The following is a 25,088-nucleotide window of genomic DNA, read 5'->3' on the forward strand; positions in this document are numbered from 1 at the left end:
TATATTAGGAATGAGAGAAAATATAAATTATATTGCCAAGCCTTTTTTGAAATGGGCAGGAGGCAAAACACAACTCATAGAACAGATTAAAAACAACTTACCCAAAATTGTTTTTAAAGAGAAGTTCACCTACATAGAACCTTTTGTAGGGAGTGGCGCTGTGTTATTTTGGTTGCTCAGTGAGTTTCCTAATATGAAAAAAGCAGTTATCAATGATATTAACAAAGAATTGATAGATACTTATAGAACCATTGCTGAAAATCCTGAACAGCTAATTGCTATTCTTAATAGTCTGCAAATAGAATATCACGCTTTAGAAGAGCAACAAGAGGCTAAAAAGGCATATTATTACGAGAAAAGAACCCTATTCAATAGCCGAAGTGAGGGAAAAGTAATGCAATCAGCCTTATTTATATTCTTAAATCGCACTTGTTTTAATGGTCTGTATCGAGTAAACAGTAAAAATGAGTTTAATGTACCTATAGGTAGCTACAAGCGTCCTATGATTTGTGATAAAGAGAATATTTTAGCAGTAAGCAAGGCTTTGCAAAAGGTAGAAATTATTTGTGGAGACTTTGAGCAAACTATTCATTATACCAAAGAAAATACTTTATTTTATTTCGACCCTCCCTATAAACCTTTGAGTGAAACCTCTAATTTTAATGCTTACGCAAAAGATAATTTTGATGATAGTGAACAAATTCGCTTAAGAGATTTCTGCCATAAACTCAATAACTTGAATCATTATTGGATACTGAGCAACTCAGATGTAAAAGGAAAAGACGAAAACAACCATTTCTTTGATGATCTATATGTAGACTTTACAATAAAGCGCGTATTAGCCAAAAGAACTATCAATGCCAATCCTAAAAAACGAGGGGCGTTAAATGAATTATTAATTAACAACTATACTAATAATTTTTTAAATATATGATTTACGGAGGAAAAGGAGGAGGAAATACAAAAACAGGTTTAGTTTTTGAAGGTAAAACTGATTTAGCAGAATTTTTAAACTCCCAAAATGACTATGAAGTAAAAGAAAATAATGTTTTTTACAAAGGAGAACTTGTTGGAAGAATTTTTAAAAAATACGGTTTTTATAAATTTCTTGAAGAGTTAGATATTGATTGGAAACAATTAATATCTAAGAGGTTGTTACCTGATGATAGTATATTTGTAATCATAGCAAATACATTATTCATAATTGAATGCAAATTCCAACAAGTAGCAGGGTCAGTAGATGAAAAATTGCAAACTTGTGATTTTAAAAGAAAACAATACCAAAAACTTTTATCAAAAGCAAATATAGAAGTAGAATATATTTATTTATTAAGTGATTGGTTTAGAAAGCCTGAATACAAAGATGTTTTAAATTATATTCATAGTGTACATTGTTATTATTTCTTTGAGTATATTCCATTAATAAAATTAGGCTTACCTGTTCCTGAATAATGCTTACCCCCTATTTCAAATCCCAAGACAAATCCTTCTACCTCCTTCACGGAAATACGATGGAGCTGTTGCCACAGTTTCATCGTAAGTTTGATATGGTCTTTGCTGACCCTCCTTACTTTTTATCAAACGGAGGGCTTACTGTAAATAATGGTGAGATTGTAAGTGTTAATAAAGGGGATTGGGATAAATCAAAAGGAATAGCTTTTATAAATGATTTTAATAGGCAATGGCTTACTTTAATACGTGAAGTGATCAAAGAAGATGCTACTATTTGGATTAGTGGTACAATGCATAACATCTTTTCAATAGGACAAATACTTACTGAATTAGGCTTTAAAATACTTAATATTATTACTTGGGAGAAAACTAATCCTCCTCCTAACTTCTCTTGTAGATACTTTACTCATTCTACAGAGCAAATCATTTGGGCAAGAAAAGAAGAAAAAACGCCTCATTACTTCAATTACGAACTAATGAAAGAACTGAATGGCAACAAGCAAATGAAAGATGTATGGCGTTTCCCCGCTATTGCTCCTTGGGAAAAGTCGTGTGGCAAACACCCTACTCAAAAACCCTTGTCAGTACTAACAAGGCTTATTTTAGCTTCTACCAAACCTGACGCTTGGATATTAGATCCTTTTACAGGTAGCTCAACCACAGGTATTGCTGCTAATTTACAAGGACGAAAGTTCGTAGGTATTGATAGAGAAAAAGACTTTTTAGAACTGAGTAAACTTAGAAAATTAGAAATAGAAAAGAAAGAGATATTTGTAAAATATAAAAACCGTTTATGAACTCAAAAGAAATAGCAAATGGTATATTGCGTGCCGTAGGAATTATTGTATTGGTAGCCTTAGGGCTCTACACCCTTTACTTGCTACAATCTATTATCATTTACCTCATTGTATCGTTGGTACTGACGCTGATGGGCAAACCACTTATACAGTTTTTTTACAAAAAACTGAAAATAAAAAACCGAACCTTATGTGTAGTTCTTACAATGTTATTGTTCGTGGTATTGAGCCTTGGGGTATTCAGTTTATTTATCCCTTTGCTTATTTCGCAAGGCAAGAACCTCTCAAGCCTTAATATAGACTTGCTGAAGGACAATCTTGATGCCCTCCTCCACCAAACTCTTAGCAAGGTTGGACTTCAGAGAGAAGATTACTCTTTTGGAGTACAAGAGATGTTGAATTTTATCGATATTCCTAACTTCCTAAACTCTTTTATCTCGTTTATCAGTAGTTTTGGGGTAGGATTCTTCTCGGTACTTTTTATTACCTTCTTCTTTATGAAAGACGGTGACAGAATACTTATCGCATTGCTTTCTATTTTCTCTCCTAAACGCAAACGCAAACTAAAAACCTCTATTTTTAAAATAAACAACTTATTGTCGCGTTATTTTGTAGGATTAATGCTACAGTTTACTATTCTTTTTATAATTTACACCATAGTATTGCTTATTTTCGGAGTAGAAAATGCTTTTATCATAGCCCTTTTATGTGCTTTACTGAACCTTATTCCTTATATAGGTCCGATGATAGGTTTTATACTAATGGCTTTACTTACAATGAGTAGCAACCTACAAAACGATTTTATGACGGTAAGTCTGCCTACTACTATCTATGTGTTGATAGGGTTCATAATAGGTCAGTTTATTGATAATTTCTTTTCTCAACCGCTTATTTTCTCTAATTCAGTAAAATCTACTGCCTTAGAGATTTTCCTCATTACCCTTATCAGTGGTACACTTTTCGGGATAACAGGAATGGTAGTGGCTATTCCCGCCTATACGGTACTGAAAGTAGTGTTAAAAGAGTTTTTCCCGAACAACAAGATTGTAGAACTTCTCACTAAAAACATATAGCTATGACTCCTCTTGCTCTCTTCATTTTAAATTAGACAAATGGTGATAAACTCCGATTTTTAGGAAAAGATTGAACGAACAAAAGACGGTGCGAGCCGCACGGGCAGTCGTAGCACGACAGGCACAGATAATGAAAAGACAAATAATGAATGAACGAACAATGAACGAACAATGAACGAACAAATGACGAACAATGAACGAACAAAAGACGAACAATGAACGAACAAAAGACGAACAATGAACGAACAATGAACGAAGCTAAACTGAAGCTAAGACAAAGCTATAATCTTAGAAAAGTGAATACTAATTGCTTTTTTAAGGTAATAAAACTTTGGAAAAAACGCAATGATTTTAGAGTTTTTATGATTTTTAAACTTCAATAAAGTAAATGAGATTTACTTCGGACAATCAGGATTTAAATAGCTATTATTCAAACATATAAAATTACATATAAATAAAAAAGTGATTAAAATAGTTTTTATTCAAAATATTATTCGTAACTTTGTAGCCTAATATCAAACTTGATAAATTTTAAAAGAAATGAGTAAATACGACGTTATTGTATTAGGAAGTGGTCCTGGTGGGTATGTTACTGCCATTCGCGCTTCTCAATTAGGGTTTAAAACCGCTGTTATTGAAAAAGAAAACCTCGGTGGTATTTGTTTGAACTGGGGTTGTATTCCTACGAAAGCTTTGTTAAAATCAGCGCAAGTGTTTGAATACCTAAAGCACGCTGAGAATTATGGTATCACCGTAAAAAAAGAGTCTTTTGACAAAGATTTTTATGCGGTTATCAAACGTAGCCGCGAGGTAGCTGCTACAATGAGCAAAGGGGTGCAGTTCTTGATGAAAAAGAACAAAATAGATGTGATAATGGGCTATGGTACCCTAAAAGCTGGCAAGAAAGTAGACGTAAAAGATAAAGATGGTAAAGTAACTGAATACAGTGCTGACCACATTATTATTGCTACTGGAGCACGTTCACGTGAGTTGCCTGCTTTACCTCAAGACGGCAAGAAAATTATCGGTTACCGCCAAGCACTTACGCTCCCTGAGCAACCTAAGAAAATGATTGTAGTAGGTAGTGGAGCGATTGGTATTGAGTTTGCTTACTTCTATAACGCTATGGGTACTGAAGTAACCATCGTAGAGTTTATGCCTAACATTGTTCCTGTGGAAGATGAAGATATCTCTAAACAATTAGAAAAGAGCCTTACAAAATCAGGTATCAATATTATGACTTCGGCTGAGGTAACCAAAGTAGATACTTCTGGCAAAGGCGTAAAAGCATTTGTGAAAACAGCCAAAGGCGAAGAAGTTTTAGAAGCTGATATCTTGCTTTCAGCCGTAGGTATCAAAACAAATATTGAAAATATCGGTTTGGAAGCGGTAGGTATCAAAACTGAACGCGATAAAATTCAAGTAAACGAGTTCTACCAAACTAATGTTCCTGGTTATTACGCTATTGGCGACGTAGTTCCTGGTCAAGCCTTAGCACACGTAGCTTCAGCGGAAGGTATTATTTGCGTTGAAAAGATTAAAGGAATGCACGTAGAACCACTTAACTATGGTAATATCCCTGGTTGTACTTACTGCACTCCTGAAATTGCTTCAGTAGGTCTGACCGAAAAACAAGCTAAAGAAAAAGGCTATGAAATAAAAGTAGGTAAGTTCCCATTCACTGCCTCAGGAAAAGCAAATGCAGCGGGTACTACTGAAGGCTTCATAAAAGTAATCTTTGATGCTAAATATGGCGAATGGTTAGGTTGCCATATGATTGGCGCCGGTGTTACCGATATGATTGCTGAAGCGGTAGTAGCTCGTAAATTGGAAACTACAGGACACGAAATCATCAAAGCGGTGCACCCACACCCTACAATGAGCGAAGGTGTAAAAGAAGCAGTAGCAGCTGCTTATGGTGAAGCTATCGACATTTAATATTTTTGTTCCAATAAATTCATAAACGCAAGAAACTCCAAGTAAAAAAGATTTTACTTGGAGTTTTTTTATTAGTGGAAATTTGAGATAAGAAATCTAACAGACTGTTAGTTACAATTAACTTTGGCTAAGTTTAAAACTTTAGCTAAGTGTGGGAGTAAAAAACAGTATTGTATTATGTTAAAATAGTGCTAAAAGAGCGTTTGTAGCACCTCTAATGATTTTATTTGTCTAAAATTGGGGAAGTGCCATTCGTAGTATTTAAGCAGTTGAAAAAGCAATGCATTGCGCTCATTCTTATTGCTTTTAACGGTTGATAACTGAGGATAATCGGTGTGTAGGAGGGTTTTGAATAGCAACAAGGTAGTGCCTGCAATGGTGTATTTGCTTTCATCGGTAGTACTGAAAATGCCGTCTTCCAACGAAAAGGAGGGCAAATGCTCGTGAGTGGTATCGGGGTAAAAGCCGAGATAGCGAGTGATATCAAGCAGAAACTTTAAGTGAAAATTGGCAGAGAAGTCGTTTCTATCAAAAAAAAGGAGCTTCTGTTCTAAAAACAAAAACATTTCTTCATCGGGAGCTTCAGATGTGCAAACAAAAGCACATACTTCGGAAAGAAACATACTTACAGCACTCTTATACATATCAGTATGTAACGAGTAATAAGGGACGGCTATCTTAGCTTCCTTTACACGTCCTAACGTACCGTTATTTTTATGGGTAGCTACCAGTTCTAACAGCATAAAAGGCTGAAAAAGGGCTGTTTTTAAGTTCCCTTTCTTCTGTGCTAAAACGCCTTGTAACAAATAACTACGAGTACCCATCGTTTGAGTAAAACACTTCACTATAAGACTGTTATCGCTGTATTTGAGACTTGAAATAACTATGGCTCGGACTTTATCGTACATATTTCTTCTATAAATAGCGTTGCAAAAATACAAAAAAGACTTCAATAGGACGTAATCGATGATATAAATGAAAGGTAACGCCAATAATACCAATGAGAAAATTAGAAAATTAGAGAATTAGTAAATGGGGTACGAGCTTGAGTTAGAGGAATGAGGCTGTGCCTTGTGAAGTAACTTTTTGGAACATTAACTTTGGCAAAGGTCGTAGCACGACGGGCAATAGAAAATTAGAAAATTAGGAAATTAGCAAATGGGTAGTGATAAAAAAGGTTTTTTGACGGGTCTGACTTGTCGGACAAATTGGACTAGTCTGAGTTATCGGAGGAAAACGAAAAATATAAAAAGTGAGTTGGAAGGATTTTTGGTGAAAAAAGGGTGTAAGGAGGGTGGGGTTAGCTTATAGAGAGCTTATAGGAAGCTTATACGAATCTTGGACGATTGATATAGAAAGGGTATATAAGTAGTTGAATCATAATATAATACAACAAGGCTAAAAATGTTAAAAACGGGGTTACGAGGCGAAAGAAAGAGAAAAGGCACTAGGCCTCAGGCCATAGGCAATAGGGGGAAGTATGACAGAAAGAAGAAGGAATAATTAGGAAATTAGTAGGTTAGTGAGGATATTGGAGAATCTTGGAGGAAGTTTGAATATAATGAAAGCATTTGTAATTCGCAATTATTTTGTACCTTTGCACCCATAATGAGCAAAAATAAGCATATAACCATTGAAAATGTAACGGTGATTGATGCAGGAGCCAAAGGCAAAAGCATTGCTAAAGCCCCTGACGGACGTGTGATATTTATAAATAACGCTATTCCTGGTGATGTAGTAGATGTGCAGACCACCAAGAAGAAATCGGCTTATTATGAAGGTTTTGTAACTAAATATCACCAACTATCAGAACAACGAGTAACGCCCGTATGTTCTCACTTTGGCTATTGTGGCGGTTGCAAATGGCAAGATATGAACTACCAAAGTCAGCTATTTTACAAGCAGAAAGAAGTAGAAAACAACTTAGTACGGTTGGGCAGGATAGAAATTCCTGCTGTAATGCCTATCATAGGCTCTGACGAGACTTATTACTACCGCAACAAAATGGAGTTTTCTTTTTCGGATATGCGCTGGCTTACTCCCGATGAAATTAAGAAAGCTGACGAAATAGACAATCGGAATGCCTTAGGTTTTCACATAGCAGGAGCTTGGGACAAGATTTTGGACATAGACAAATGTTACTTGCAAGCCGACCCTTCTAACGCGATACGCTTGGAGATAAAGCGTTTTGCCTTGGCGAACGAAATGCCTTTTTACAGTCCGAGGCAACAAACAGGCTTATTGCGTACTATGATGATACGCATTAGCTCCATTGGGCAAATAATGGTAGTGATACAGTTCTTCCGCAACGACCCTAAAATTACACTGCTCCTCGACCATATTGCAGAGACATTCCCGATGATTACCTCTTTGCAATACTGTATCAATAGCAAAGGCAACGATGCTATTTATGACCAAGAACTTATTTGCTATAAAGGTACTGACTGTATTTATGAGGAAATGGAAGGGTTGCGATTTAAAATCAATGCCAAGTCGTTTTACCAAACTAACTCGGCACAAGCGTACAAGCTGTACCAAGTAGCTCGTAACTTTGCCGATTTAAAGGGTGATGAATTAGTGTACGACCTTTATACGGGGACGGGCACTATTGCGCAATTTGTAGCCAAAAAAGTGAAAAAAGTGATAGGGGTAGAAGCTGTACCAGAAGCTATAACAGATGCCAAAGACAATGCTTTTGCCAATGGTATTGAGAATGTTACTTTTTACGTGGGAGATATGAAAAACATTTTCAACGATACTTTTATAAAAGAAAACGGCACCCCTGATGTGATTATCACCGACCCTCCTCGCGACGGTATGCACAAAGATGTAGTAGCTAAAATTCTTCAAATAGCCCCCAAAAAGATAGTATATGTAAGTTGCAATAGTGCAACGCAAGCGCGAGACCTTTCCTTGCTTGATGTAACTTATAAAGTAACCAAAGTTCAGCCCGTGGATATGTTTCCACAAACCTACCACGTAGAGAATGTTGTATTATTAGAAAAGAGAAATGAAAAAAGCTGAAAAAGTAAACTTTATCATTGATACACTGGAAAGTATCTATCCTGAAATTACTATACCCCTACAACACAAAGACCCTTATACGCTACTAATAGCCGTACTCTTATCGGCACAAACTACCGATGCACGGGTGAACCAAATCACGCCTATACTATTTAGCAAAGCGGACAATCCGTATGATATGGTACTACTTTCGGTAGACGAAATACACGATATTATCAAACCCTTAGGGCTTGCCCCTATGAAATCTAAAGGTATTCACGGGCTTTCCCAAATACTCATAGACAAATACAACGGCGAAGTTCCTCAAACCTTTGAGGGTTTAGAGTCTCTCCCCTCAGTAGGACATAAAACTGCCAGCGTTGTTCTTGCGCAAGCCTTTGGCATTCCGACCTTCCCCGTTGATACCCATATACACCGACTGATGCACCGCTGGAAGCTTTCCGACGGTAGTTCGGTAGTGCAAACGGAGAAAGATGCCAAACGACTCTTCCCCAAAGAAAAATGGAACAAACTGCACGTGCAAATCATCTTGTACGGGCGCGAATACAGTCCGGCGAGAGGCTGGAATATGGAAAAAGATATTATAACCAAAACCATTATACAATCGAAAAAATGAATTTACAACAGCGAGACGAAAAACATTTGTGGCACCCGTATACCCAACATCAAACGGCTGCCAAACCTATCGGAATTGTGAAAGGAAAAGATGCTCTCCTTTGGGACGAGGACGGCAAAGAATACATAGATGCCATTGCCAGTTGGTGGGTGAACCCCTATGGGCATAGCAACGAGCGATTAGCCCAAGCTGCCTACAAACAACTCACCCAGTTAGAGCACGTACTCTTTGGTGGCTTTACACACCGACCTGCGGTAGAGCTTGCTGAAAAGCTTATCAGTATCCTGCCTAAAAACCAACAGAAAGTATTCTTCTCGGATAACGGGTCGACAGCAGTGGAAGTAGGTATCAAAATGGCGTTACAGTACTTTTTCAATAAAGGCGAGAAACGCTTTACGGTAGTTGCTTTTGAAGATGCATTTCACGGAGATACCTTTGCCGCTATGGCAGCTTCGGGTATTTCATTCTTTACTGATGCTTTTAAAGAACACTTGTTGAAAGTAGTGCGCATACCGTTACCCAAAAAAGGAAGCGATGCAGCTGCTAAAAAACTAAAAGAAGTGATTGCTGAACATCACCCTGCCGCCTTTATATTTGAAGCCTTAGTACAAGGAGCCTCAGGAATGCAAATTTATGAACCAGAAGCCTTAGACAAGCTGATTCATATCGCACAAGAAAATGGTGTGATTACCATTGCCGACGAGGTAATGACAGGCTTCGGGCGTACAGGACGCACTTTTGCTTCGGACTATCTCACTCATAAACCCGATATTATGTGCTTATCGAAAGCTCTTACAGGAGGAACAATTCCGCTTGCAGTAACTACTGCTACCCAAGAGATATTCGACGGTTTTTACAGTGAAGACGTGAACAAAGCTCTTTTCCACGGACATACCTTTACAGCAAACCCGACGGGCTGTGCGATTGCCTTAGAAGCCATTCGCATATTGGAAAGTGACGAAATGCAAGCCAATTTAAAACGCATTGCACGCCGTCATCAGGAGTTTTTAGCCCGTATTGCGAAATATCCATCGGTAGAGAATGCACGTACCTTAGGTGTTATTTTGGCATTCGACCTCAAAACCTCTCAAAATACTGACTACTACGGCTCATTCAGGGATAAACTGTACAACTTCTTTATCTCAGAAGGCGTAATACTGCGTCCGGTGGGAAATATTATCTACATTTTGCCCCCTTACATCATCACAGATGCTCAATTAGACCGAGTGTATGATGTTTTGGAAGAAGCGATACAGAAGTTCTCTAATCAGTAAGAGAAAAGAAAAACACATTTAAGAGACTATTTTCATAAGAGAATAGTCTCTTTTTTATTTAGTAACACAAGAGAAAAGTTAAAATAATTTTATTGAGATATTAGTACGAGATGCAATCTTTAGAATTTTATTTTGATAGTAAGAAAATATTCTATATCTTTGCACCACTTATGAAAACTTTATAACAAAGAAGTTTAAATACTGTACACAATGAAAAAATTAGTCTTATTAGTCACCGCTTTATGTATGGTGGCTTGCAAAAGTATTGAAGCCCCAAAATCAGTGGGAGCTATTCCTTCCGCACGTCAGTTGCCGTGGCACGAGTTGGAATATTATGCTTTTATCCACTTCAATATGAACACGTTTACCGATATGGAATGGGGCACAGGTGGCGAAGACCCTGTTTTATTCAACCCTACTGAGTTAGATGTAAATCAGTGGGTGAAAGTCATTAAAGACGCTGGTATGAAAGGCGTTATCATCACGGCTAAGCACCACGATGGTTTCTGCTTATGGCCATCGAAGTACACCGAGCATTCTGTAAAAAACTCACCTTGGAAAAACGGCAAAGGCGATGTTATAAAAGAGCTTTCAGAAGCCTGCCACAAAGCAGGACTTAAATTTGGAGTGTATTTATCACCTTGGGATAGAAACCACGCTGAGTATGGCAGAGAAGCCTACGTAACCTATTTTCATAACCAACTACGAGAATTGCTTACCAATTACGGTGAAATATTTGAAGTATGGTTTGACGGTGCCAACGGTGGTTCAGGTTATTACGGTGGAGCTAACGAAACTCGTACTATTGATGCTCATACTTATTATCAGTGGGATAAAACATTCGCCATAGTACGCGAATTGCAGCCTAATGCTACTATCTTTGGTGATGAAGGTCCGGATATTCGCTGGATAGGTAATGAAAAAGGCTTTGGTACTCCTACTAACTGGAATCCTTTTACCTCTAACCCTTCTCTACAAGGGAAAGATCACTTACATCATTTGGGTGAGGGCGATGAAAATGGCGTAAATTGGATTCCTGCCGAAGCTGATGTATCTATTCGCCCAGGTTGGTATTACCACGCACGCGAAGACCACCAAGTGCGTCCATTAGAAAAAATGGTAGACATATACTACGCTTCAGTAGGTCGCGGTTACAACTTATTACTCAATCTTCCCGTGGATAGACGTGGCTTAGTACACGAAAATGACATCAAGAGACTTATGGAACTCAAAAAAGTTATAGAGGCAGATTTTGCACGTAACCTCGTAACTGATGCCTCTGTAACGGCTTCTAATATTCGTAAAAATAACAAGCAATTTAAACCTGAAAAAACTACCGATAGTGATAAAAATACCTATTGGACAACCGACGAAGGAGTAACAGAAGCTTCTATAGAACTAAACTTTACCAAACCTACTACTTTCAATCGCTTTATGGCACAAGAGTATATCCCATTGGGGCAACGTGTAAAGAAGTTTAAATTAGAATACCAAAAAGATGGCAAATGGGAAACTATAGATGAACAAACAACTATTGGCTACAAGCGATTATTGCGCTTCCCATCAGTAACGGCTACTAAGGTACGTTTCACAGTTTTAGAAGCTAAAGGTTCGCCATTGATTAGCAATATAGGGTTATACAATGCACCTGTGTTATTGGTAACTCCTCAGCTTTCTCGTGATAAGAATGGTCTAGTAACCCTCACTCCCGCTGATACCGAAACTGAAATTTACTATACTTTAGACGGCAGTCAGCCTACTGAACAGTCGTTGCGTTATACAGCTCCTTTCCCCGTTACTCAGCCTACTTCTTTAAAATTTGTAGCCTATGACGGCAAGCAGCAATTGTACAGTGAAGTAGCTTCTTACGCATTGGATATCCCCAAAGCAAAGTGGAAAGTGTTATCTTCTGCTTCCTCTGATATCCAGAAAGTAATTGATGAAAAACCTAACACGTGGTTTGCTCAAGAAAAGGGCAATACACCCACTGCCATTACTATTGATTTGGGAGAGCTGTTAAACTTAAAAGGATTTACCTATTTGCCTTCACAGGACCGCTGGGCTGAAGGCACTATCAGTCATTACATTTTTGAAGTGAGTACTGATAATGTTCATTGGAAGAAGCTAAGTGAGGGAGAATTTGGCAATATCAAGAACAATCCTATTGAACAACGCATTACTTTCCCTGCCGAGAAAGCCCGTTATATCAAGCTTACCGCTACCAAAACTGTAGATGATACCAATAAAGTATCATATGCCGAAATAGGTATTATTACACAATAAAGTTATGTATCTTAAAAACGGAAGATTGTCACAGAGCCCTAAGTGGCTTTATATTATAGTTCCAACCCTGTTCTTTGCTTTTACAGGGTTGAACTTTTTAGTAGCACAGTTTTTTGATACTACTACACTTATACAGTCGGAAATTGCCCAAAAAGGAGAATTACAATTCTTGTTCGAGAGTTTGGCTATCTTTGCTATCTTCTTAGGGTTATTGTTACTATGGGTGAAGTTCATACATCGCCAGCCCTTGGTAGCACTTATTACGGCGCGACCCCGTATCAGTTGGAAGCGTTTTTGGTTTGCTTTCTTGTTGTGGGGAGGCGTAACCATAGGCATAACTTGTATCGACTACTTATTTTTTAACCCCGATGATTATATTTGGAATTTTCAGTGGATACCTTTCTTAAAACTACTCGTGATAGTAGTGCTATTCATTCCTCTGCAAACCGCTTTTGAAGAAATATTCTTTCGTGGCTACCTAATGCAAGGCTTAGGACTCGTAATGCGTAATGCGTGGTTTCCTTTGCTTTTTACCTCTATCACCTTCGGACTAATGCACATTGCCAACCCCGAGGTAGAAAAATTAGGATACAGCTTGCTTATCTATTACATAGGTACAGGCTTGTTCTTAGGTATCACTACCTTAATGGACGATGGCTTGGAATTAGCCTTAGGTTTTCACACCGCCAACAACCTTTTTACAGCTCTTTTAGTAACTTCCGACTGGACAGTTTTCCAAGTTCCTTCCGTCTTGCGTGATGTCTCAGAACCCTCTTTAGGCTTCAGTGTATGGACTCCTCTATTGCTCTGTTTCCCTTTTTTATTGTATATCTACGCCAAGAAATACCATTGGAAAGAGTGGAAAAAACACTTATTATAAAAGAAAACTTAATTTTTTGTTAAAATAATTTCCTTCATATCATAATATTTCATATCTTTGCAACCGATTTTAAATAGCAAAAGGCGACACCCCGAAAAGCCTTTAACAGAGTAGGGAGTAATTTTAATTTTCAGTTTTTTATGGAAGAAAATACAACTTCAACACAAGAGCAATCTGTTTCTCAAGAACAGCAAACTGCTAAAGAAAACAACCCAACCATCATTATCCAAAACTCCTCTAAGAGCAACGGAATAGGCACCGCTGGTTTCGTATTAGCTTTAATAGCTGTATTCTTAGGTTGGGTTCCTGTTTTAGGATGGATTATCTGGCTTTTAGGACTCGTCCTTTCAGGTATAGGTGTTACTAAAACTCCTAAAGGATTAGCCATTGCAGGGCTTGTGCTCTCTTTAATTGGGCTTGTTATCCTTATTCTTTTAGCTACTGTTTTTGCAACAGCGGCAGCTGTTTCTTCAATGCCAGTACAATAAGAATTTACAAAAAAGGCTATCTGAGAAGAATCTCAGATAGCCTTTTTCTATAAAGTTACATATCATTTTAGCTCCCTATAATAAAAATAGTAGGTCTCTTCTGCACATCAATATTCGTTTTCTTCCAATGATGCACAGGGAGTGTTTTAATTTCTTCAGTAGGAAGCGTAATATCGCAAGCCACGCACAAAAGAGTATTAGCCTGTAATGTCTCTATCAAGTCAGTAAGCATCTGCTTATTGCGGTAAGGCGTTTCTATAAATAGTTGCGACTGTCCTTCTCGTGCTTTGCGCTCTAAGGTTTTAAGTGCCTTCTTTCGCTCTTGTTTATCAATAGGGAGATATCCGTTAAAAGCAAAATTCTGCCCATTAAGTCCACTCGCCATCATTGCCAGTAACAGCGAAGAAGGTCCTACCAGCGGAATCACCTTCAGTCCTTTTTGGTGAGCCACCCGCACAATATCAGCTCCTGGGTCGGCTATCCCTGGGCAACCTGCCTCCGAGATAATCCCTATCGAGTGTCCTTCCATACAAGGGGTTAGGAAACTCTGATAGTCAGTATCCTGATGGTGCTTATCTATCACAACTATTTTTAAATCTGCTTGCACCTTGTCCGGAGTAACGAGCTTGATAAACTTCCTTGCCGACTTTTCGTTTTCTACTACAAAATAAGTAAGCGATTGCACTACATTTGCCACCTGTGCTGGCAATACATCAAGAGCTACACCCCCTAATAAGTTCGGTATTAAATAAATATTTCCCATCGTTGTTTGTATCAACATTACTAACAGATTGCAAAGGTATATTTTTTTCATCATACTTATAGTATTAAATGATTAATTATTTGTACCTTTGTCGCGTATATCTCAACAATCTATAATCACAACAAATGAAAAACATTCTCTCTTATAGTATCATTTTCTCGGTTATTACACTGATAAGCTGTAATAAAGACAGCAACAGCAATAACCTTTCTGAGCATTCCCAACAAATGCTACAACAAGCTATGCGCAATACCGAAGCAGGGCACGACACAAATTTTAGTGACAACACTCCCTTCATTTTCAATGGTTATAGTAATACTTCCAACAGATTGTTCGAAAAAGGAGGTAACATATCCATCGGGGCTGCCTTAAATTTTGCGTCTCTTAATCACAACAAAATCATTTATAAAAGTTGTTATTGGGGGCTTTATGGCAAAGAAGGCTACTGCAAGTACCCCAACGAAAACCGATATTTTGAATTGTACAACCTTTGGGGGGTGCTATTTTCTGAAAAGAACAATCAGAACCCTAACGCTTTGATAAATGTAAAAAACTTCCGCTTCTACGTGCTTTACAAAGGTGAAAACGTATGGCGGAGAGTCCATTTTCCTGAAACTGATATTACCGACCAAGCCCCTATCACGTGGGCGGCTACATATTATAAAGATATCGTAACAGAAGCAGGCAATGGGAAGATTAAAGTAATACAAGAAAAAAACTATTCCACTATCCCTATTGCCAAATCAGGAAAATACGACGGCAAATGGTATGATGCCAAAATATTAGTAAACCACTTTGGTTCTAAACTTATGAAACCTGTGGGAGAGTTCACCCCCAGCAAAGTCGAAGGCGTGTATATGCAAGTAGAGGTACGTCTCGACCCAAGTACCCCCAACGCCAAAGTAGGTATACAAGCTGGTATGGACGTCCGCCACGAAGGCATTAAAACTACTTACTATATGGCTTTTGGCTCTACCCGCATCGTTACTGTTGCCCCTCATTGGAAAACCGTTAATTGGGTAAACTACGCAGGCGGACAAGGAGCTGACGAAGGAGGCGTCTTACTGAGTAAAGAACGACTACTAAACACCTCTTTTCCAAGAGAATAACCTCCTATTAAACAGCTCTAAAAAGCACTTTATCTCTCAAAACGAAATATATCTTATATAAAACGAAATTAGAATAGGGATTACTACCTTATATCATTCGTATAGCTTTTCTATATCTATCGTCCAAGATTCGTATAAGCTTCCTATAAGCTTCCTATATCTATCCCTTAACTATCAAGCTCTTACAACAATAGCAAAACAAACCCAAAAAAGTACCTAACAAACTAATTATCACAATGAAACAGTCATTTTATCAAAAAGAAGGAAAAAGAAAGAATAAGACAATTGTCTTCCTTCACGGCTTTTTAGAAGACCATACTATATGGCAACCTATTACTAAAGCTCTCTCTACCGAATATTTCACACTATCCATCGACCTTTTAGGGCACGGGCAGAGCCCCACTATCGCCCCAGTACACACAATGGAAATGATGGCAAACCAAGTAAACGATATCTTACTAAAAGAAGAAATAGAACATTGCACCATCGTGGGGCACTCAATGGGAGGTTATGTAGCCTTAGCCTTTGCCGAGTTATTCCCCAAAAAAGTAGAAGGAATAGTATTGTTAAACTCCACTACCCTACCCGATTCCCCAGAGAAAAAAGTAAATAGAGACCGGGTGCTGAAAGTAATCGATGAAGAAAAAGAACTCTTCGTGCGCACTGCCGTTACAAACCTATTTAGCGATGAAAACAAAACACTGATGAAACCCGCGCTCAACAAACTAATCGATATAGCAATGCGCACCCCTAACGAAGGTATCAAAGCAGCTTCCTTAGGAATGAAACAACGCCCCGACCGCACTGAACTATTTGAACAACTAACCGCTAAAAAGCATATCATTATGGGTAAAAAAGACGCTCTTATCCCTTCCGATAGTTTGATAGCATTAGCCCAAAAAGCAGGCGCAAGCTATACCTTGCTTTCAGGCGGACATTTAGTATATATTGAAAACGAAGCCGAAACCATAGAAGCCTTGCGCAATTTTATGGCACAACCCTAATCTTAACTCCTTTTCTCAAATTCCAAGATATGTATAAGCTATTTATTCGCCCATTCCTTTTCAGTCTCGACCCCGAGAAAGCTCATCACTTTACATTTAAATACTTAAAGTTTGTTCACAAAATCCCCTTAGTGCCTTTGCTCATTCGCAAAATATACAATGTAGAACACCCTTCTCTACATCGCGAAGTCTTTGGGCTACACTTCAAAAATCCCATAGGATTAGCCGCAGGATTAGATAAAGATGCTAAATTGTACAAAGAGTTAGCCAATTTAGGTTTTGGTTTTATCGAAATCGGAACCATTACCCCTAAACCACAACTGGGAAACCCAAAAAAGCGATTGTTCAGACTCATAGAAGACCAAGGAATTATAAACCGTATGGGCTTTAATAACGAAGGAGTTGAAGCTGCTGTAAAGCGCCTTAAAAAGAACACCAATGTACTGATAGGAGGAAATATTGGTAAAAATAAAACTACCCCAAATGAAGAAGCCGTAAACGATTACCTGATTTGTTTTGAACAACTCTTTAATTATGTCGATTATTTTGTAGTAAATGTAAGCTCTCCCAATACTCCTAATTTGCGTACATTACAAGAAAAAGAACCACTTAAACAGCTTTTAAGCACTTTGCAAAACACAAACCTAACCCATAAAAACCCTAAGCCTATCCTCTTAAAAATCGCCCCTGACCTTACCGACGAACAGCTGTTAGATATCATCGAAATCGTACAAGAAACTCATATTGCAGGCGTAATAGCTACCAACACCACGATTGGTAGAGAAGGGTTAGTATCTGGTAATCAAAAAGAAACCGGCGGACTCAGTGGGAAACCTCTAAAAAATCGCTCCACTGAGGTAATACGTTTTCTAAGTGAAAAGAGCAACCACGCATTTCCCATCATTGGCGTTGGAGGAATATTTAGTGAAACCGATGCCCTCGAAAAGTTAGAAGCAGGAGCCTCACTTATCCAGCTCTATACAGGTTTCATTTACGAAGGCGCAGGTCTCATAAAACGTATTAATAAACAGCTAATTGCTAATTCTAACCAACATTAGCATTATTTTCGTTATTTGTTATTTGCGATTCTTAATTCACCGATACAAACCAAACGCATTGATGAAATAAAAGTCTTGATGAAATTTTATAAACATACTCACCTCACAAATATTGTCAATTACTAATTATTTTATACCTTTGCACTTATTTTCAAAAACGATATTATGATACAGTCAATGACAGGCTTTGGCAAGAGTGTACTATCTCTCACCGATAAACATATTAGTATAGAAATCAAATCCCTAAACAGTAAGAGTATTGATATCAATACACGTATTCCGCAAGCGTATCGCGAAAAAGAACTCGATTTCCGTAAACTCATTGCCGAGCAACTCTTGCGCGGGAAAGTAGATTTTAGTATCTTTGTAGAAAATACAGGTACACAAACACCTTCTAAAATCAATCCTAATATCGTAAAATCCTATATCGAGCAAATGCGTACTATTGTTGATGGTGACCTTACCGAACTGCTAAAAATGGCAGTACGTATGCCCGATGCCTTACAAACCACCACCGAAAGTGTTTCCGAAGAAGAACTTTCAGCTATTTTCGAACATATCAGCCTCGCCATTACCGATTTGCAAACCTTCCGCATTCAAGAAGGTAAAGTTTTAGAAAAAGACTTCGTTTTGCGTATTAGTAACATCGATAGCTTACTGCAAGAGGTACAAGCTCTCGACAGTGAACGCTTAGCGCTCATTCGCGAACGCTTGGAAAAAGCGGTAGCTGATATCCAGAGTGTAGACGCCAACCGCTTTGAGCAAGAACTCATTTTCTACTTAGAAAAATTGGACATCACAGAAGAAAAAATCCGACTCAAAAAACACTTAGACTATTTTCTCGAAACCCTTCACAGCGAAGATTCTAACGGACGTAAATTGAGTTTTATTGCACAAGAAATAGGCAGAGAAATCAACACCTTAGGTTCAAAAGCTAACTTCGCTCCTATGCAACAGTTAGTAGTCCAAATGAAAGACGAACTCGAAAAGATTAAAGAACAAGTATTAAACGTCCTGTAACCTGACACCTATCACCTGACACCTAAAAATGAACAAACTAATTATTTTCTCAGCTCCTTCTGGGAGCGGCAAAACTACCATAGTGAGGCATTTACTCTCGCTCGAAAAACTAAACTTAGCCTTTTCTATTTCGGCTACTTCTCGTGCACCTCGTGGTGAAGAACAACACGGCAAAGAATACTATTTCCTTTCTGCTGATGAATTCAAAAAACGTATTCAGCACAACGAATTTATGGAATGGGAAGAGGTATACACAGGTTGTTATTACGGCACATTAAAATCAGAAGTAGAGCGCCTATGGGCAATGGGAAAGAATGTGGTATTCGATATTGATGTCGCAGGAGGTCTCCGTCTCAAACAACAATATCCTGGGCAAACCTTAGCAGTATTTGTTGAACCGCCAAGCCTTGTTGCCTTAGAAGAACGCTTACGCAACCGTAAGACCGAAACAGAGGAGAAAATACAAATGCGTCTCAACAAAGCCGAACAAGAAATGGCAACTGCTCACCAGTTTGATGTGATTATCAAAAACGATAATCTACAACAAGCCCTACAAGAAGCAGAGCGCATAGTAACCGATTTTATCAACCGATGAAAAAACAAATAGGCTTATTCTTTGGCTCGTTTAACCCTATTCATATAGGGCATCTCATTATCGCCAATCATTTGGTGGAGCATAGTGCAATGAACGAACTGTGGTTTGTAGTAACACCTCAAAATCCGTTTAAAGAAAAACAATCGTTATTAGACAACCACTTGCGATTGGAAATGGTCAATTTGGCAATAGAGAGCTATCCCAAGTTACGCGCCTCAAACATCGAGTTTCACTTGCCACAACCTAATTACACAGTTAATACCTTAGCCTATTTAGAGGAAAAACACCCTAATACTAACTTTGCCCTAATTATGGGGGAAGACAACCTAAAAAGCTTTCACAAATGGAAGAACTACGAGCATATTTTAGCAAATTACTCTATTTACGTCTATCCTCGTATTTCAGAAGGTACAGTGCCCGAAGCTTTAACTGAGCACCCGCATATCACCCGTGTACCCGCCCCTATCATCGAACTCTCAGCCACCTTTATCCGTGAAGAAATCAAAGCTGGGCACAATATACGCCCGCTCCTCCCCGAAAAAGTATGGCAATACATTGATAAATTAGGACTCTATTTCAATTAACAATTGACAAGTAACAACTAACATTTTTGCGTCACACACTTAGCCAAAGTTTCACACTTTGGCTAAGTTAAAACCAATAATCTCTTTGTTTAATTTCTAAGGCGTAAGCCTTATCTCTTTTAATATATGAAAAAAACGAAAATACTAATGGTTTGCTTAGGCAATATTTGCCGTTCTCCTTTAGCCGAAGGCGTGATGAGGAGCAAACTCCCTTCCGATAACTTTGAAGTAGATTCAGCTGGTACCGCCAACTATCACGTAGGCGATGCTCCTGACACTCGTTCTATCGCCTCTGGCAAAAAACACGGAGTAGATATCTCTATGCTTAGAGGTCGTCAGTTCTCAGCCAAAGATTTTGCCCTTTTCGATTATATTTTCGTAATGGATAAAAGCAATTACCAAAACGTTATCCGGCTTGCTAAGAACGAAAAAGAGCGTGCTAAAGTACATTTCTTAGCTGATGCTTTGGGTAGAATGACACAACACGAAATCCCCGACCCTTATTACGGCACAGAAGCTGATTTCGAAAACGTCTATCAGCTCATTGACGAGGCTTGCACCAAAGTTGCTCACAAACTATCTCCTAACCCCTAACTACTATCTCCTAAAATGGACTTCTCATCTAAACTCTTAGAAAACGCCGTCTACGAAATAGCCCAATTGCCTAGTATAGGCAAACGTACGGCTTTGCGTTTAGCCTTGCACCTGCTCAAACAACCCGAAGAACAATCACTACAATTGGCACAAGCTATTGTGGCTTTACGCACCCATATCCAGTATTGTAAAAACTGCCACAACATCTCCGATGTAGATTTGTGTGAGATATGTGCTAACCCTATGCGTGATACGGGAGTCGTTTGTGTTGTAGAAGATTTTAGAGATGTAATGGCAATAGAAAACACAGGGCAATTCTTTGGTCAGTATCACGTCTTAGGAGGCAAAATATCCCCTATCGATGGCATCGCTCCTTCCAATCTACACATTGCCTCACTGATAGAAAAAGTAAAGACAGGTAAAGTAACTGAGTTAATCCTCGCTCTGAGCAATACAATGGAGGGCGATACTACCAATTTCTATATTTACAAACAAGTAGAGCCTTACCATATCACCATTTCTACCATTGCCCGAGGCATAGCCGTAGGAGGCGAACTCGAATATACTGATGAGGTAACTTTGGGCAGAAGTATTACTCAGCGCATTCCCTTTGAAAAAGCTATTAAAGCCGTTTAAAATATGATACAAGTAGCCAATACCATTATTTCGGAAGATATCATAGATTGCGATTTTGTTTGCAACCTTAATGCTTGTAAAGGTGTTTGTTGTATAGAAGGTGATGCAGGAGCACCCGTAGAAGAAAGCGAACTAAAAGTGATGAAGCGCATTTATCCCGAAGTAGCTCCTTACCTTACCGAGGAAGGTCGTACAGCTATCGAGGAACAAGGAGTATACATCAAAGGAGAAGACGGCGAATGGGAAACTCCTCTCATCAATGGAGGCGAATGTGCTTATGTAGTACGCAATGAAAAAGGTTGGGCTCTTTGTGCTATCGAGCAAGCATATAACGATAAAAAGATAGACTGGAAGAAACCTATATCGTGTCACTTATATCCTATACGATTACAAGAGTACAGCTCCTTCACAGCAGTCAATTACCATCGTTGGAGTCCTATATGCGATGATGCTTGTGTCTTAGGTAAAAAGTTACAAGTGCCTATCTACAAATTCGTAAAAGAGGCTCTTATTAGAAAGTTTGGAGAAGAGTGGTATCAAGAGTTAGAGCTTATAGCTGAGCACTTGAAAAAATAACATACAAATAACAAAATAAAAGAGACAGTACTTTTAATATTGTACTGTCTCTTTCTTATATAGATATTATGGGATTTCTTACTTCATTGTCTCTAACTTCCCTTGTGATTTGAGCAACTGTATTTCTGCTAATTTGTAGTCCAACAAAGCATTGGTATAATTGTTCTTAGCATCCGATAAAGAGCGTTCTGCTTCCAATAAATCTGTAAGCGAAGCCAAACCTTGTTGGTAGTTGTTTTGGGTGTTGAGCAATACCTCTTCTGCAAGCTTTACATTCTCCTTTTGCGAATCAATAGTAAGAAGATTATTAGTAAGCCTACTGTGGGCATTCTCATAAGCCAAATCCATTGCCAAACGAGTGTCTTTAAGGGTCGCTTCAAGCGCTTGACTTTCTATCTGTGCTTGGCGTATCTTAGCACGTGTACCAAAACCCGAAAATATAGGTATTTTAAGTCCCAATGTAATAGCCGAATAATCAGCTCCGTACACTTTATCTTTCTTGCCGTAAATAATCGGTGTTTTGGGTCCCATACTCAAATAACCATAAGTAGCCTGCAATGCTAATGATGGATAAAGTGCTGCGCGTTGTACTTTGGTATTGAGGTCAAGGAGTTGCTTTTGCTTTTCGAGTACTTGTAACTCTATACGAGTATTGCTATTACCTTTCTCAAAAGCCAAATCGTAATTGGCTTCAAAGCCTTCTTTAGGCAAAGTAATTGCTTCACTCATTGGCATACCTATCATATATTTGAGCGCGTTCTCCGAGAGTTGTACCCCATTAAGGGCTTGTTGGCGAGCCGATTTGAGATTATTTACAGCTACAGTAGTGCGGTCAACGTCTATTTTTTTTGCTAATCCCGATTGATTTAATCCTTTTACAACATTAGCCGTTTTCTCGGTAAGAGCCAAATTACTTTCTATATTTTCTAATGTTTGTCGGGTTTGGTATACTTGATAGTAGGCTTGTGCTACTTTCTCAATGATTTCATTCTCGGTAAGCTGTTGGTTAAGCATATAAAACTCACGTGTCGTACGAGCCGCTTTCAAGCCCATAAACACCGTTTGATTAAACAATACTTGGGTAAGTTTAGCCTCAGCATTAGCCGACCATTTTTGCCCCATTTCCATCTTTATAGGCTCATTACTTGCGGACATACCCGGGAAAGGAAAAGTGCTGGCATCAATATAAGTAGCTTGTAACTTAGGGTTGTACACCATACCGCCCGAAGCCGAAATACTAGGCAGTGCGTTAGCGCGTACTTCTTGTATTTTGTATTCACTTTTGGTTACTTCCAATCGCGCTTTCTCAGCGTCCGCTTTATTTTCTAAAGCATAACGAATAGCGTCTTTTAAAGTCAATTCTTTTTGTTGTGCAAAGCTCATAAAACTGAGGAACAACAAAGCACTCGTAATGATTTTTTTCATAATAATTGTATTGCCTATTAATAGGCTTATTTATATTGTCTTTTTAATTCTGTTGTAACTTCTTTTTACTTTGTTTATTCAGATACCCTTCTCTCGCTGATCTTACTTTTTCACCTCTGATGATTAGTATTATTGGCATTTTTAGTATTATAGTATTAAATTAACCTTTTACCTTTTATCTTTTACCTCCTTAAGCACTCGTTCCAATTCTTTGAGTCCTTTTTCATTCACAAGTATCCTGAAAAAATACTCTATAATAGTATAAATAGTTTCCCAAAAAGAAAACTCAGTTTCAGGAAATAACTCCGATTGTGCTTTCATTCGTTGTACAGCCGTATAGAAAATCTTAAAGAATTTAAGATTGATATCTTCTCTAAAAAGTCCCTCCTGTATACCTCTTTCCATTACTTTATCCACAAAAAGACAGTCAGCTTCTATAAACTCCTTATCCATTCGTTCATAAGTTTTAGAATAGTATTTTTGCAATTCCCAAATAGGACGACCACTTTTTATATTGAATGTAGTTTGAACTGTTCTTTCATTCCTAAAAACATTCTCTATCACTGAACCCTCTCCTTGTACAAAGTTCTCTATGTTTTTACAAGTCATCTGCAAAACGTAGTCTAAAGTACTCTCTACTAAATCTGTCTTAGAAGGAAACAACTCATACAGTGTTTTCTTAGACATACCTAACTTATGAGCTAAGTCGTCCATAGTAAAACTCTTAAACCCATAGTGCATAAACTCCTCTAAGGCTCTTTTCACGATTTCTTCTTTCATCTCTCTCATCTTTAAATTCGGGGGCAAAGGTATAACAAAAAAACTTAATAAACAAAAAAAGTTTCCATTATTACCTCTTACCTCTTACTTCTTATCTGTTTAAAGACTCAAGAAAGTAAAGCCTACTCCCACAATAGTTTGTTTGTAATTGTAATCGATAAGAGAATCACCATAACCGTGAGAGGCTTGCAACAAAATACGCAGGTCGCGACTCAGTGGATATACCCAGTTCAGCTCTACGTGTCCGCGATTATGATTAAAATTTAAATTATTCCTCACTCGCAAATTAAAAACACTTTTACGGAAGGGGTAAGCAATGCTCAATTCACAACGTCCTATATAATTCTCAATATCGGGATTGTCATCTTCCCTTGCCTTTTCTGAGAAACGCCACCAAAAACGGCTATTAACCATTAAATCATTCCATTGGAAAATACCTGATAAAATAATTCTGTTCCAACTGCGCGAATGTGCCGCTTCTTTACCATTAGATTGGTGGTTTACGGATAGTCCTGCCATTTTCATTTTAAAATTCCCCACCGAGAGATTCAGCGGATAAGTAAATATCAATTCAGGTTCGTAATTCACTTCTCTAAACGGACGTGAAAGCTCACCGTTGTACATCTGCCAATACGATTGCTGAGTGAAAGCTACCCACACATCACCCTTCCCAAAAGCATCTTGCATAATCTTAGCTTTTAAGCTCACTTGAAATTTTAACTCTACGTGCTGGTAGTCGCGCCATTCAGGTATAGGGCGGTCGGGGTTCAAACTTATAGGTTGTTCCGTAGGTTTATCCGTAAAACGGAAAGGCATTACGTACATAGGTAAGTAATCCACAAATTTAAAAGTACCTCTTTGGTCTTCTCGGTCAAGCTCCCATAGCTTAGAAATAGCCCTCTCTAACTGGGCTCTTCTATCGGCTTTTATTCCTGTCTTAGGAAGTTCCTGCAATGTGTCATTCTCCACCTCCTGAGGAAAAATAGGTGTTGCAATAGCCAAGAGCATTATAAATAAAGTGTATTTCATCATTTTGTTTTTTGCGGGTGCAAAAGTACAGCAAATAAACTTTATAAACAAAAAAAGTTTCCTACATTTTAATATGAGGAAACTTTTTCT

Annotated in this window: 27 protein-coding genes; 22 read left to right on the forward strand and 5 right to left on the reverse strand. The window is 38.2% G+C overall.

What is annotated here, in order from left to right; genetic code table 11:
• Window positions 1-10: 10 nt before the first annotated feature.
• The 6 genes from ACSQ7D_RS09230 (at window position 11) to lpdA (ending at window position 5,260) form a co-directional block, all read left to right on the forward strand.
• On the forward strand, window positions 11-934 hold the full coding sequence (locus ACSQ7D_RS09230; protein ID WP_437136035.1) for a DNA adenine methylase: 924 nt from the start codon (window positions 11-13) through the stop codon (window positions 932-934).
• A complete protein-coding gene (locus ACSQ7D_RS09235; RefSeq protein WP_009417824.1) occupies window positions 931-1,452 on the forward strand; it encodes a PD-(D/E)XK nuclease superfamily protein in 522 nt (173 codons plus the stop codon). Before ACSQ7D_RS09230 ends, ACSQ7D_RS09235 begins: the two co-directional genes overlap by 4 nt.
• Complete coding sequence (locus ACSQ7D_RS09240; protein ID WP_437136036.1) at window positions 1,452-2,249, forward strand: DNA-methyltransferase; 798 nt, start codon at window positions 1,452-1,454, stop codon at window positions 2,247-2,249. Before ACSQ7D_RS09235 ends, ACSQ7D_RS09240 begins: the two co-directional genes overlap by 1 nt.
• The gene (locus ACSQ7D_RS09245; RefSeq protein ID WP_437136037.1) at window positions 2,246-3,322 is read left to right on the forward strand and encodes an AI-2E family transporter; all 1,077 of its coding nucleotides are present in this window, start codon (window positions 2,246-2,248) and stop codon (window positions 3,320-3,322) included. Before ACSQ7D_RS09240 ends, ACSQ7D_RS09245 begins: the two co-directional genes overlap by 4 nt.
• A 215-nt stretch (window positions 3,323-3,537) precedes the next feature.
• A complete protein-coding gene (locus ACSQ7D_RS09250; protein WP_308765850.1) occupies window positions 3,538-3,705 on the forward strand; it encodes a hypothetical protein in 168 nt (55 codons plus the stop codon).
• 157 nt (window positions 3,706-3,862) lie between these two features.
• Window positions 3,863-5,260, forward strand: a complete 1,398-nt coding sequence (gene lpdA, locus ACSQ7D_RS09255; protein WP_002672574.1) for a dihydrolipoyl dehydrogenase — start codon at window positions 3,863-3,865, stop codon at window positions 5,258-5,260.
• Window positions 5,261-5,451: 191 nt separating this feature from the next.
• Here lpdA and recO read toward each other — a convergent pair whose 3' ends face one another.
• Complete coding sequence (gene recO / locus ACSQ7D_RS09260; RefSeq protein ID WP_437136038.1) at window positions 5,452-6,168, reverse strand: DNA repair protein RecO; 717 nt, start codon at window positions 6,166-6,168, stop codon at window positions 5,452-5,454.
• Window positions 6,169-6,418: 250 nt separating this feature from the next.
• On the opposite strand from recO, the gene ACSQ7D_RS09265 reads away from it, so the two are divergent.
• The 7 genes from ACSQ7D_RS09265 (at window position 6,419) to ACSQ7D_RS09295 (ending at window position 13,825) form a co-directional block, all read left to right on the forward strand.
• Entirely contained in the window at window positions 6,419-6,571 is a 153-nt protein-coding gene (locus tag ACSQ7D_RS09265) for a hypothetical protein (protein ID WP_053580910.1), read from the forward strand.
• 297 nt (window positions 6,572-6,868) lie between these two features.
• Window positions 6,869-8,284 carry a 23S rRNA (uracil(1939)-C(5))-methyltransferase RlmD gene (gene rlmD / locus ACSQ7D_RS09270; RefSeq protein WP_437136039.1) on the forward strand — a complete coding sequence of 472 codons (1,416 nt, stop codon included), beginning with the start codon at window positions 6,869-6,871 and terminating at the stop codon, window positions 8,282-8,284.
• Entirely contained in the window at window positions 8,271-8,900 is a 630-nt protein-coding gene (locus ACSQ7D_RS09275; RefSeq protein ID WP_437136040.1) for an endonuclease III domain-containing protein, read from the forward strand. The genes rlmD and ACSQ7D_RS09275 overlap by 14 nt, the downstream gene beginning before the upstream one ends.
• Window positions 8,897-10,174: an adenosylmethionine--8-amino-7-oxononanoate transaminase gene (bioA, locus tag ACSQ7D_RS09280; protein WP_002672582.1), complete on the forward strand. Its 1,278-nt coding sequence runs from the start codon at window positions 8,897-8,899 to the stop codon at window positions 10,172-10,174. The genes ACSQ7D_RS09275 and bioA overlap by 4 nt, the downstream gene beginning before the upstream one ends.
• A gap of 210 nt (window positions 10,175-10,384) precedes the next feature.
• Window positions 10,385-12,457, forward strand: a complete 2,073-nt coding sequence (locus ACSQ7D_RS09285) for an alpha-L-fucosidase (RefSeq protein ID WP_437136041.1) — start codon at window positions 10,385-10,387, stop codon at window positions 12,455-12,457.
• 4 nt (window positions 12,458-12,461) lie between these two features.
• Window positions 12,462-13,337: a CPBP family intramembrane glutamic endopeptidase gene (locus tag ACSQ7D_RS09290; RefSeq protein ID WP_437136042.1), complete on the forward strand. Its 876-nt coding sequence runs from the start codon at window positions 12,462-12,464 to the stop codon at window positions 13,335-13,337.
• A gap of 140 nt (window positions 13,338-13,477) precedes the next feature.
• Window positions 13,478-13,825 carry a hypothetical protein gene (locus ACSQ7D_RS09295; RefSeq protein WP_009410361.1) on the forward strand — a complete coding sequence of 116 codons (348 nt, stop codon included), beginning with the start codon at window positions 13,478-13,480 and terminating at the stop codon, window positions 13,823-13,825.
• Window positions 13,826-13,892: 67 nt separating this feature from the next.
• Here the strand turns inward: ACSQ7D_RS09295 and ACSQ7D_RS09300 are convergent, their stop codons facing one another.
• Window positions 13,893-14,642, reverse strand: coding sequence for an SAM-dependent methyltransferase (locus tag ACSQ7D_RS09300; protein ID WP_437136044.1), 750 nt, complete (start codon window positions 14,640-14,642; stop codon window positions 13,893-13,895).
• 71 nt (window positions 14,643-14,713) lie between these two features.
• Between ACSQ7D_RS09300 and ACSQ7D_RS09305 the strand changes: the two genes are divergently transcribed.
• From ACSQ7D_RS09305 to ACSQ7D_RS09345, 9 genes are all read left to right on the forward strand, one after another.
• Window positions 14,714-15,697, forward strand: coding sequence for a hypothetical protein (locus tag ACSQ7D_RS09305; RefSeq protein ID WP_437136045.1), 984 nt, complete (start codon window positions 14,714-14,716; stop codon window positions 15,695-15,697).
• A 236-nt stretch (window positions 15,698-15,933) separates the two neighbouring features.
• Complete coding sequence (locus ACSQ7D_RS09310; RefSeq protein WP_437136047.1) at window positions 15,934-16,701, forward strand: alpha/beta fold hydrolase; 768 nt, start codon at window positions 15,934-15,936, stop codon at window positions 16,699-16,701.
• A gap of 29 nt (window positions 16,702-16,730) precedes the next feature.
• Entirely contained in the window at window positions 16,731-17,759 is a 1,029-nt protein-coding gene (locus ACSQ7D_RS09315) for a quinone-dependent dihydroorotate dehydrogenase (protein WP_437136049.1), read from the forward strand.
• Between the two features lie 165 nt (window positions 17,760-17,924).
• Window positions 17,925-18,779 carry a YicC/YloC family endoribonuclease gene (locus ACSQ7D_RS09320; RefSeq protein WP_053580767.1) on the forward strand — a complete coding sequence of 285 codons (855 nt, stop codon included), beginning with the start codon at window positions 17,925-17,927 and terminating at the stop codon, window positions 18,777-18,779.
• Window positions 18,780-18,807: 28 nt separating this feature from the next.
• Window positions 18,808-19,374, forward strand: coding sequence for a guanylate kinase (gene gmk / locus ACSQ7D_RS09325; protein WP_009421393.1), 567 nt, complete (start codon window positions 18,808-18,810; stop codon window positions 19,372-19,374).
• Window positions 19,371-19,958 (forward strand): nicotinate (nicotinamide) nucleotide adenylyltransferase, encoded by a 588-nt coding sequence (gene nadD / locus ACSQ7D_RS09330; protein ID WP_437136051.1) that lies wholly within the window; start codon window positions 19,371-19,373, stop codon window positions 19,956-19,958. The genes gmk and nadD overlap by 4 nt, the downstream gene beginning before the upstream one ends.
• A 126-nt stretch (window positions 19,959-20,084) precedes the next feature.
• A complete protein-coding gene (locus ACSQ7D_RS09335; RefSeq protein WP_437136053.1) occupies window positions 20,085-20,552 on the forward strand; it encodes a low molecular weight protein-tyrosine-phosphatase in 468 nt (155 codons plus the stop codon).
• 15 nt (window positions 20,553-20,567) lie between these two features.
• The gene (gene recR, locus ACSQ7D_RS09340; protein WP_009419002.1) at window positions 20,568-21,188 is read left to right on the forward strand and encodes a recombination mediator RecR; all 621 of its coding nucleotides are present in this window, start codon (window positions 20,568-20,570) and stop codon (window positions 21,186-21,188) included.
• Between the two features lie 3 nt (window positions 21,189-21,191).
• Complete coding sequence (locus ACSQ7D_RS09345) at window positions 21,192-21,764, forward strand: DUF3109 family protein (protein ID WP_289013047.1); 573 nt, start codon at window positions 21,192-21,194, stop codon at window positions 21,762-21,764.
• Window positions 21,765-21,842: 78 nt separating this feature from the next.
• Here the strand turns inward: ACSQ7D_RS09345 and ACSQ7D_RS09350 are convergent, their stop codons facing one another.
• The 3 genes from ACSQ7D_RS09350 to ACSQ7D_RS09360 all read right to left on the reverse strand — a co-directional run bounded on the left by ACSQ7D_RS09350 (window position 21,843) and on the right by ACSQ7D_RS09360 (window position 25,001).
• Window positions 21,843-23,189, reverse strand: a complete 1,347-nt coding sequence (locus tag ACSQ7D_RS09350) for a TolC family protein (RefSeq protein WP_437136055.1) — start codon at window positions 23,187-23,189, stop codon at window positions 21,843-21,845.
• Window positions 23,190-23,357: 168 nt separating this feature from the next.
• Entirely contained in the window at window positions 23,358-23,969 is a 612-nt protein-coding gene (locus tag ACSQ7D_RS09355) for a TetR/AcrR family transcriptional regulator (protein WP_181463682.1), read from the reverse strand.
• Between the two features lie 99 nt (window positions 23,970-24,068).
• Window positions 24,069-25,001 (reverse strand): phospholipase A, encoded by a 933-nt coding sequence (locus tag ACSQ7D_RS09360; RefSeq protein WP_437136056.1) that lies wholly within the window; start codon window positions 24,999-25,001, stop codon window positions 24,069-24,071.
• Window positions 25,002-25,088 lie beyond the last annotated feature (87 nt).

The organism is Capnocytophaga sp. G1920 (assembly GCF_051417515.1).

Excerpts from the sequence above, each read along its gene's own strand:
- ACSQ7D_RS09230 (WP_437136035.1), top strand. The coding sequence starts at position 11 with ATGAGAGAAAATATAAATTATATTGCCAAGCCTTTTTTGAAATGGGCA.
- ACSQ7D_RS09235 (WP_009417824.1), top strand. The coding sequence starts at position 931 with ATGATTTACGGAGGAAAAGGAGGAGGAAATACAAAAACAGGTTTAGTT.
- ACSQ7D_RS09240 (WP_437136036.1), top strand. The coding sequence starts at position 1,452 with ATGCTTACCCCCTATTTCAAATCCCAAGACAAATCCTTCTACCTCCTT.
- ACSQ7D_RS09245 (WP_437136037.1), top strand. The coding sequence starts at position 2,246 with ATGAACTCAAAAGAAATAGCAAATGGTATATTGCGTGCCGTAGGAATT.
- ACSQ7D_RS09250 (WP_308765850.1), top strand. The coding sequence starts at position 3,538 with ATGAACGAACAAAAGACGAACAATGAACGAACAATGAACGAAGCTAAA.
- lpdA (WP_002672574.1), top strand. The coding sequence starts at position 3,863 with ATGAGTAAATACGACGTTATTGTATTAGGAAGTGGTCCTGGTGGGTAT.
- recO (WP_437136038.1), bottom strand. The coding sequence starts at position 6,168 with ATGTACGATAAAGTCCGAGCCATAGTTATTTCAAGTCTCAAATACAGC.
- ACSQ7D_RS09265 (WP_053580910.1), top strand. The coding sequence starts at position 6,419 with ATGGGTAGTGATAAAAAAGGTTTTTTGACGGGTCTGACTTGTCGGACA.
- rlmD (WP_437136039.1), top strand. The coding sequence starts at position 6,869 with ATGAGCAAAAATAAGCATATAACCATTGAAAATGTAACGGTGATTGAT.
- ACSQ7D_RS09275 (WP_437136040.1), top strand. The coding sequence starts at position 8,271 with ATGAAAAAAGCTGAAAAAGTAAACTTTATCATTGATACACTGGAAAGT.
- bioA (WP_002672582.1), top strand. The coding sequence starts at position 8,897 with ATGAATTTACAACAGCGAGACGAAAAACATTTGTGGCACCCGTATACC.
- ACSQ7D_RS09285 (WP_437136041.1), top strand. The coding sequence starts at position 10,385 with ATGAAAAAATTAGTCTTATTAGTCACCGCTTTATGTATGGTGGCTTGC.
- ACSQ7D_RS09290 (WP_437136042.1), top strand. The coding sequence starts at position 12,462 with ATGTATCTTAAAAACGGAAGATTGTCACAGAGCCCTAAGTGGCTTTAT.
- ACSQ7D_RS09295 (WP_009410361.1), top strand. The coding sequence starts at position 13,478 with ATGGAAGAAAATACAACTTCAACACAAGAGCAATCTGTTTCTCAAGAA.
- ACSQ7D_RS09300 (WP_437136044.1), bottom strand. The coding sequence starts at position 14,642 with ATGATGAAAAAAATATACCTTTGCAATCTGTTAGTAATGTTGATACAA.
- ACSQ7D_RS09305 (WP_437136045.1), top strand. The coding sequence starts at position 14,714 with ATGAAAAACATTCTCTCTTATAGTATCATTTTCTCGGTTATTACACTG.
- ACSQ7D_RS09310 (WP_437136047.1), top strand. The coding sequence starts at position 15,934 with ATGAAACAGTCATTTTATCAAAAAGAAGGAAAAAGAAAGAATAAGACA.
- ACSQ7D_RS09315 (WP_437136049.1), top strand. The coding sequence starts at position 16,731 with ATGTATAAGCTATTTATTCGCCCATTCCTTTTCAGTCTCGACCCCGAG.
- ACSQ7D_RS09320 (WP_053580767.1), top strand. The coding sequence starts at position 17,925 with ATGATACAGTCAATGACAGGCTTTGGCAAGAGTGTACTATCTCTCACC.
- gmk (WP_009421393.1), top strand. The coding sequence starts at position 18,808 with ATGAACAAACTAATTATTTTCTCAGCTCCTTCTGGGAGCGGCAAAACT.
- nadD (WP_437136051.1), top strand. The coding sequence starts at position 19,371 with ATGAAAAAACAAATAGGCTTATTCTTTGGCTCGTTTAACCCTATTCAT.
- ACSQ7D_RS09335 (WP_437136053.1), top strand. The coding sequence starts at position 20,085 with ATGAAAAAAACGAAAATACTAATGGTTTGCTTAGGCAATATTTGCCGT.
- recR (WP_009419002.1), top strand. The coding sequence starts at position 20,568 with ATGGACTTCTCATCTAAACTCTTAGAAAACGCCGTCTACGAAATAGCC.
- ACSQ7D_RS09345 (WP_289013047.1), top strand. The coding sequence starts at position 21,192 with ATGATACAAGTAGCCAATACCATTATTTCGGAAGATATCATAGATTGC.
- ACSQ7D_RS09350 (WP_437136055.1), bottom strand. The coding sequence starts at position 23,189 with ATGAAAAAAATCATTACGAGTGCTTTGTTGTTCCTCAGTTTTATGAGC.
- ACSQ7D_RS09355 (WP_181463682.1), bottom strand. The coding sequence starts at position 23,969 with ATGAAAGAAGAAATCGTGAAAAGAGCCTTAGAGGAGTTTATGCACTAT.
- ACSQ7D_RS09360 (WP_437136056.1), bottom strand. The coding sequence starts at position 25,001 with ATGATGAAATACACTTTATTTATAATGCTCTTGGCTATTGCAACACCT.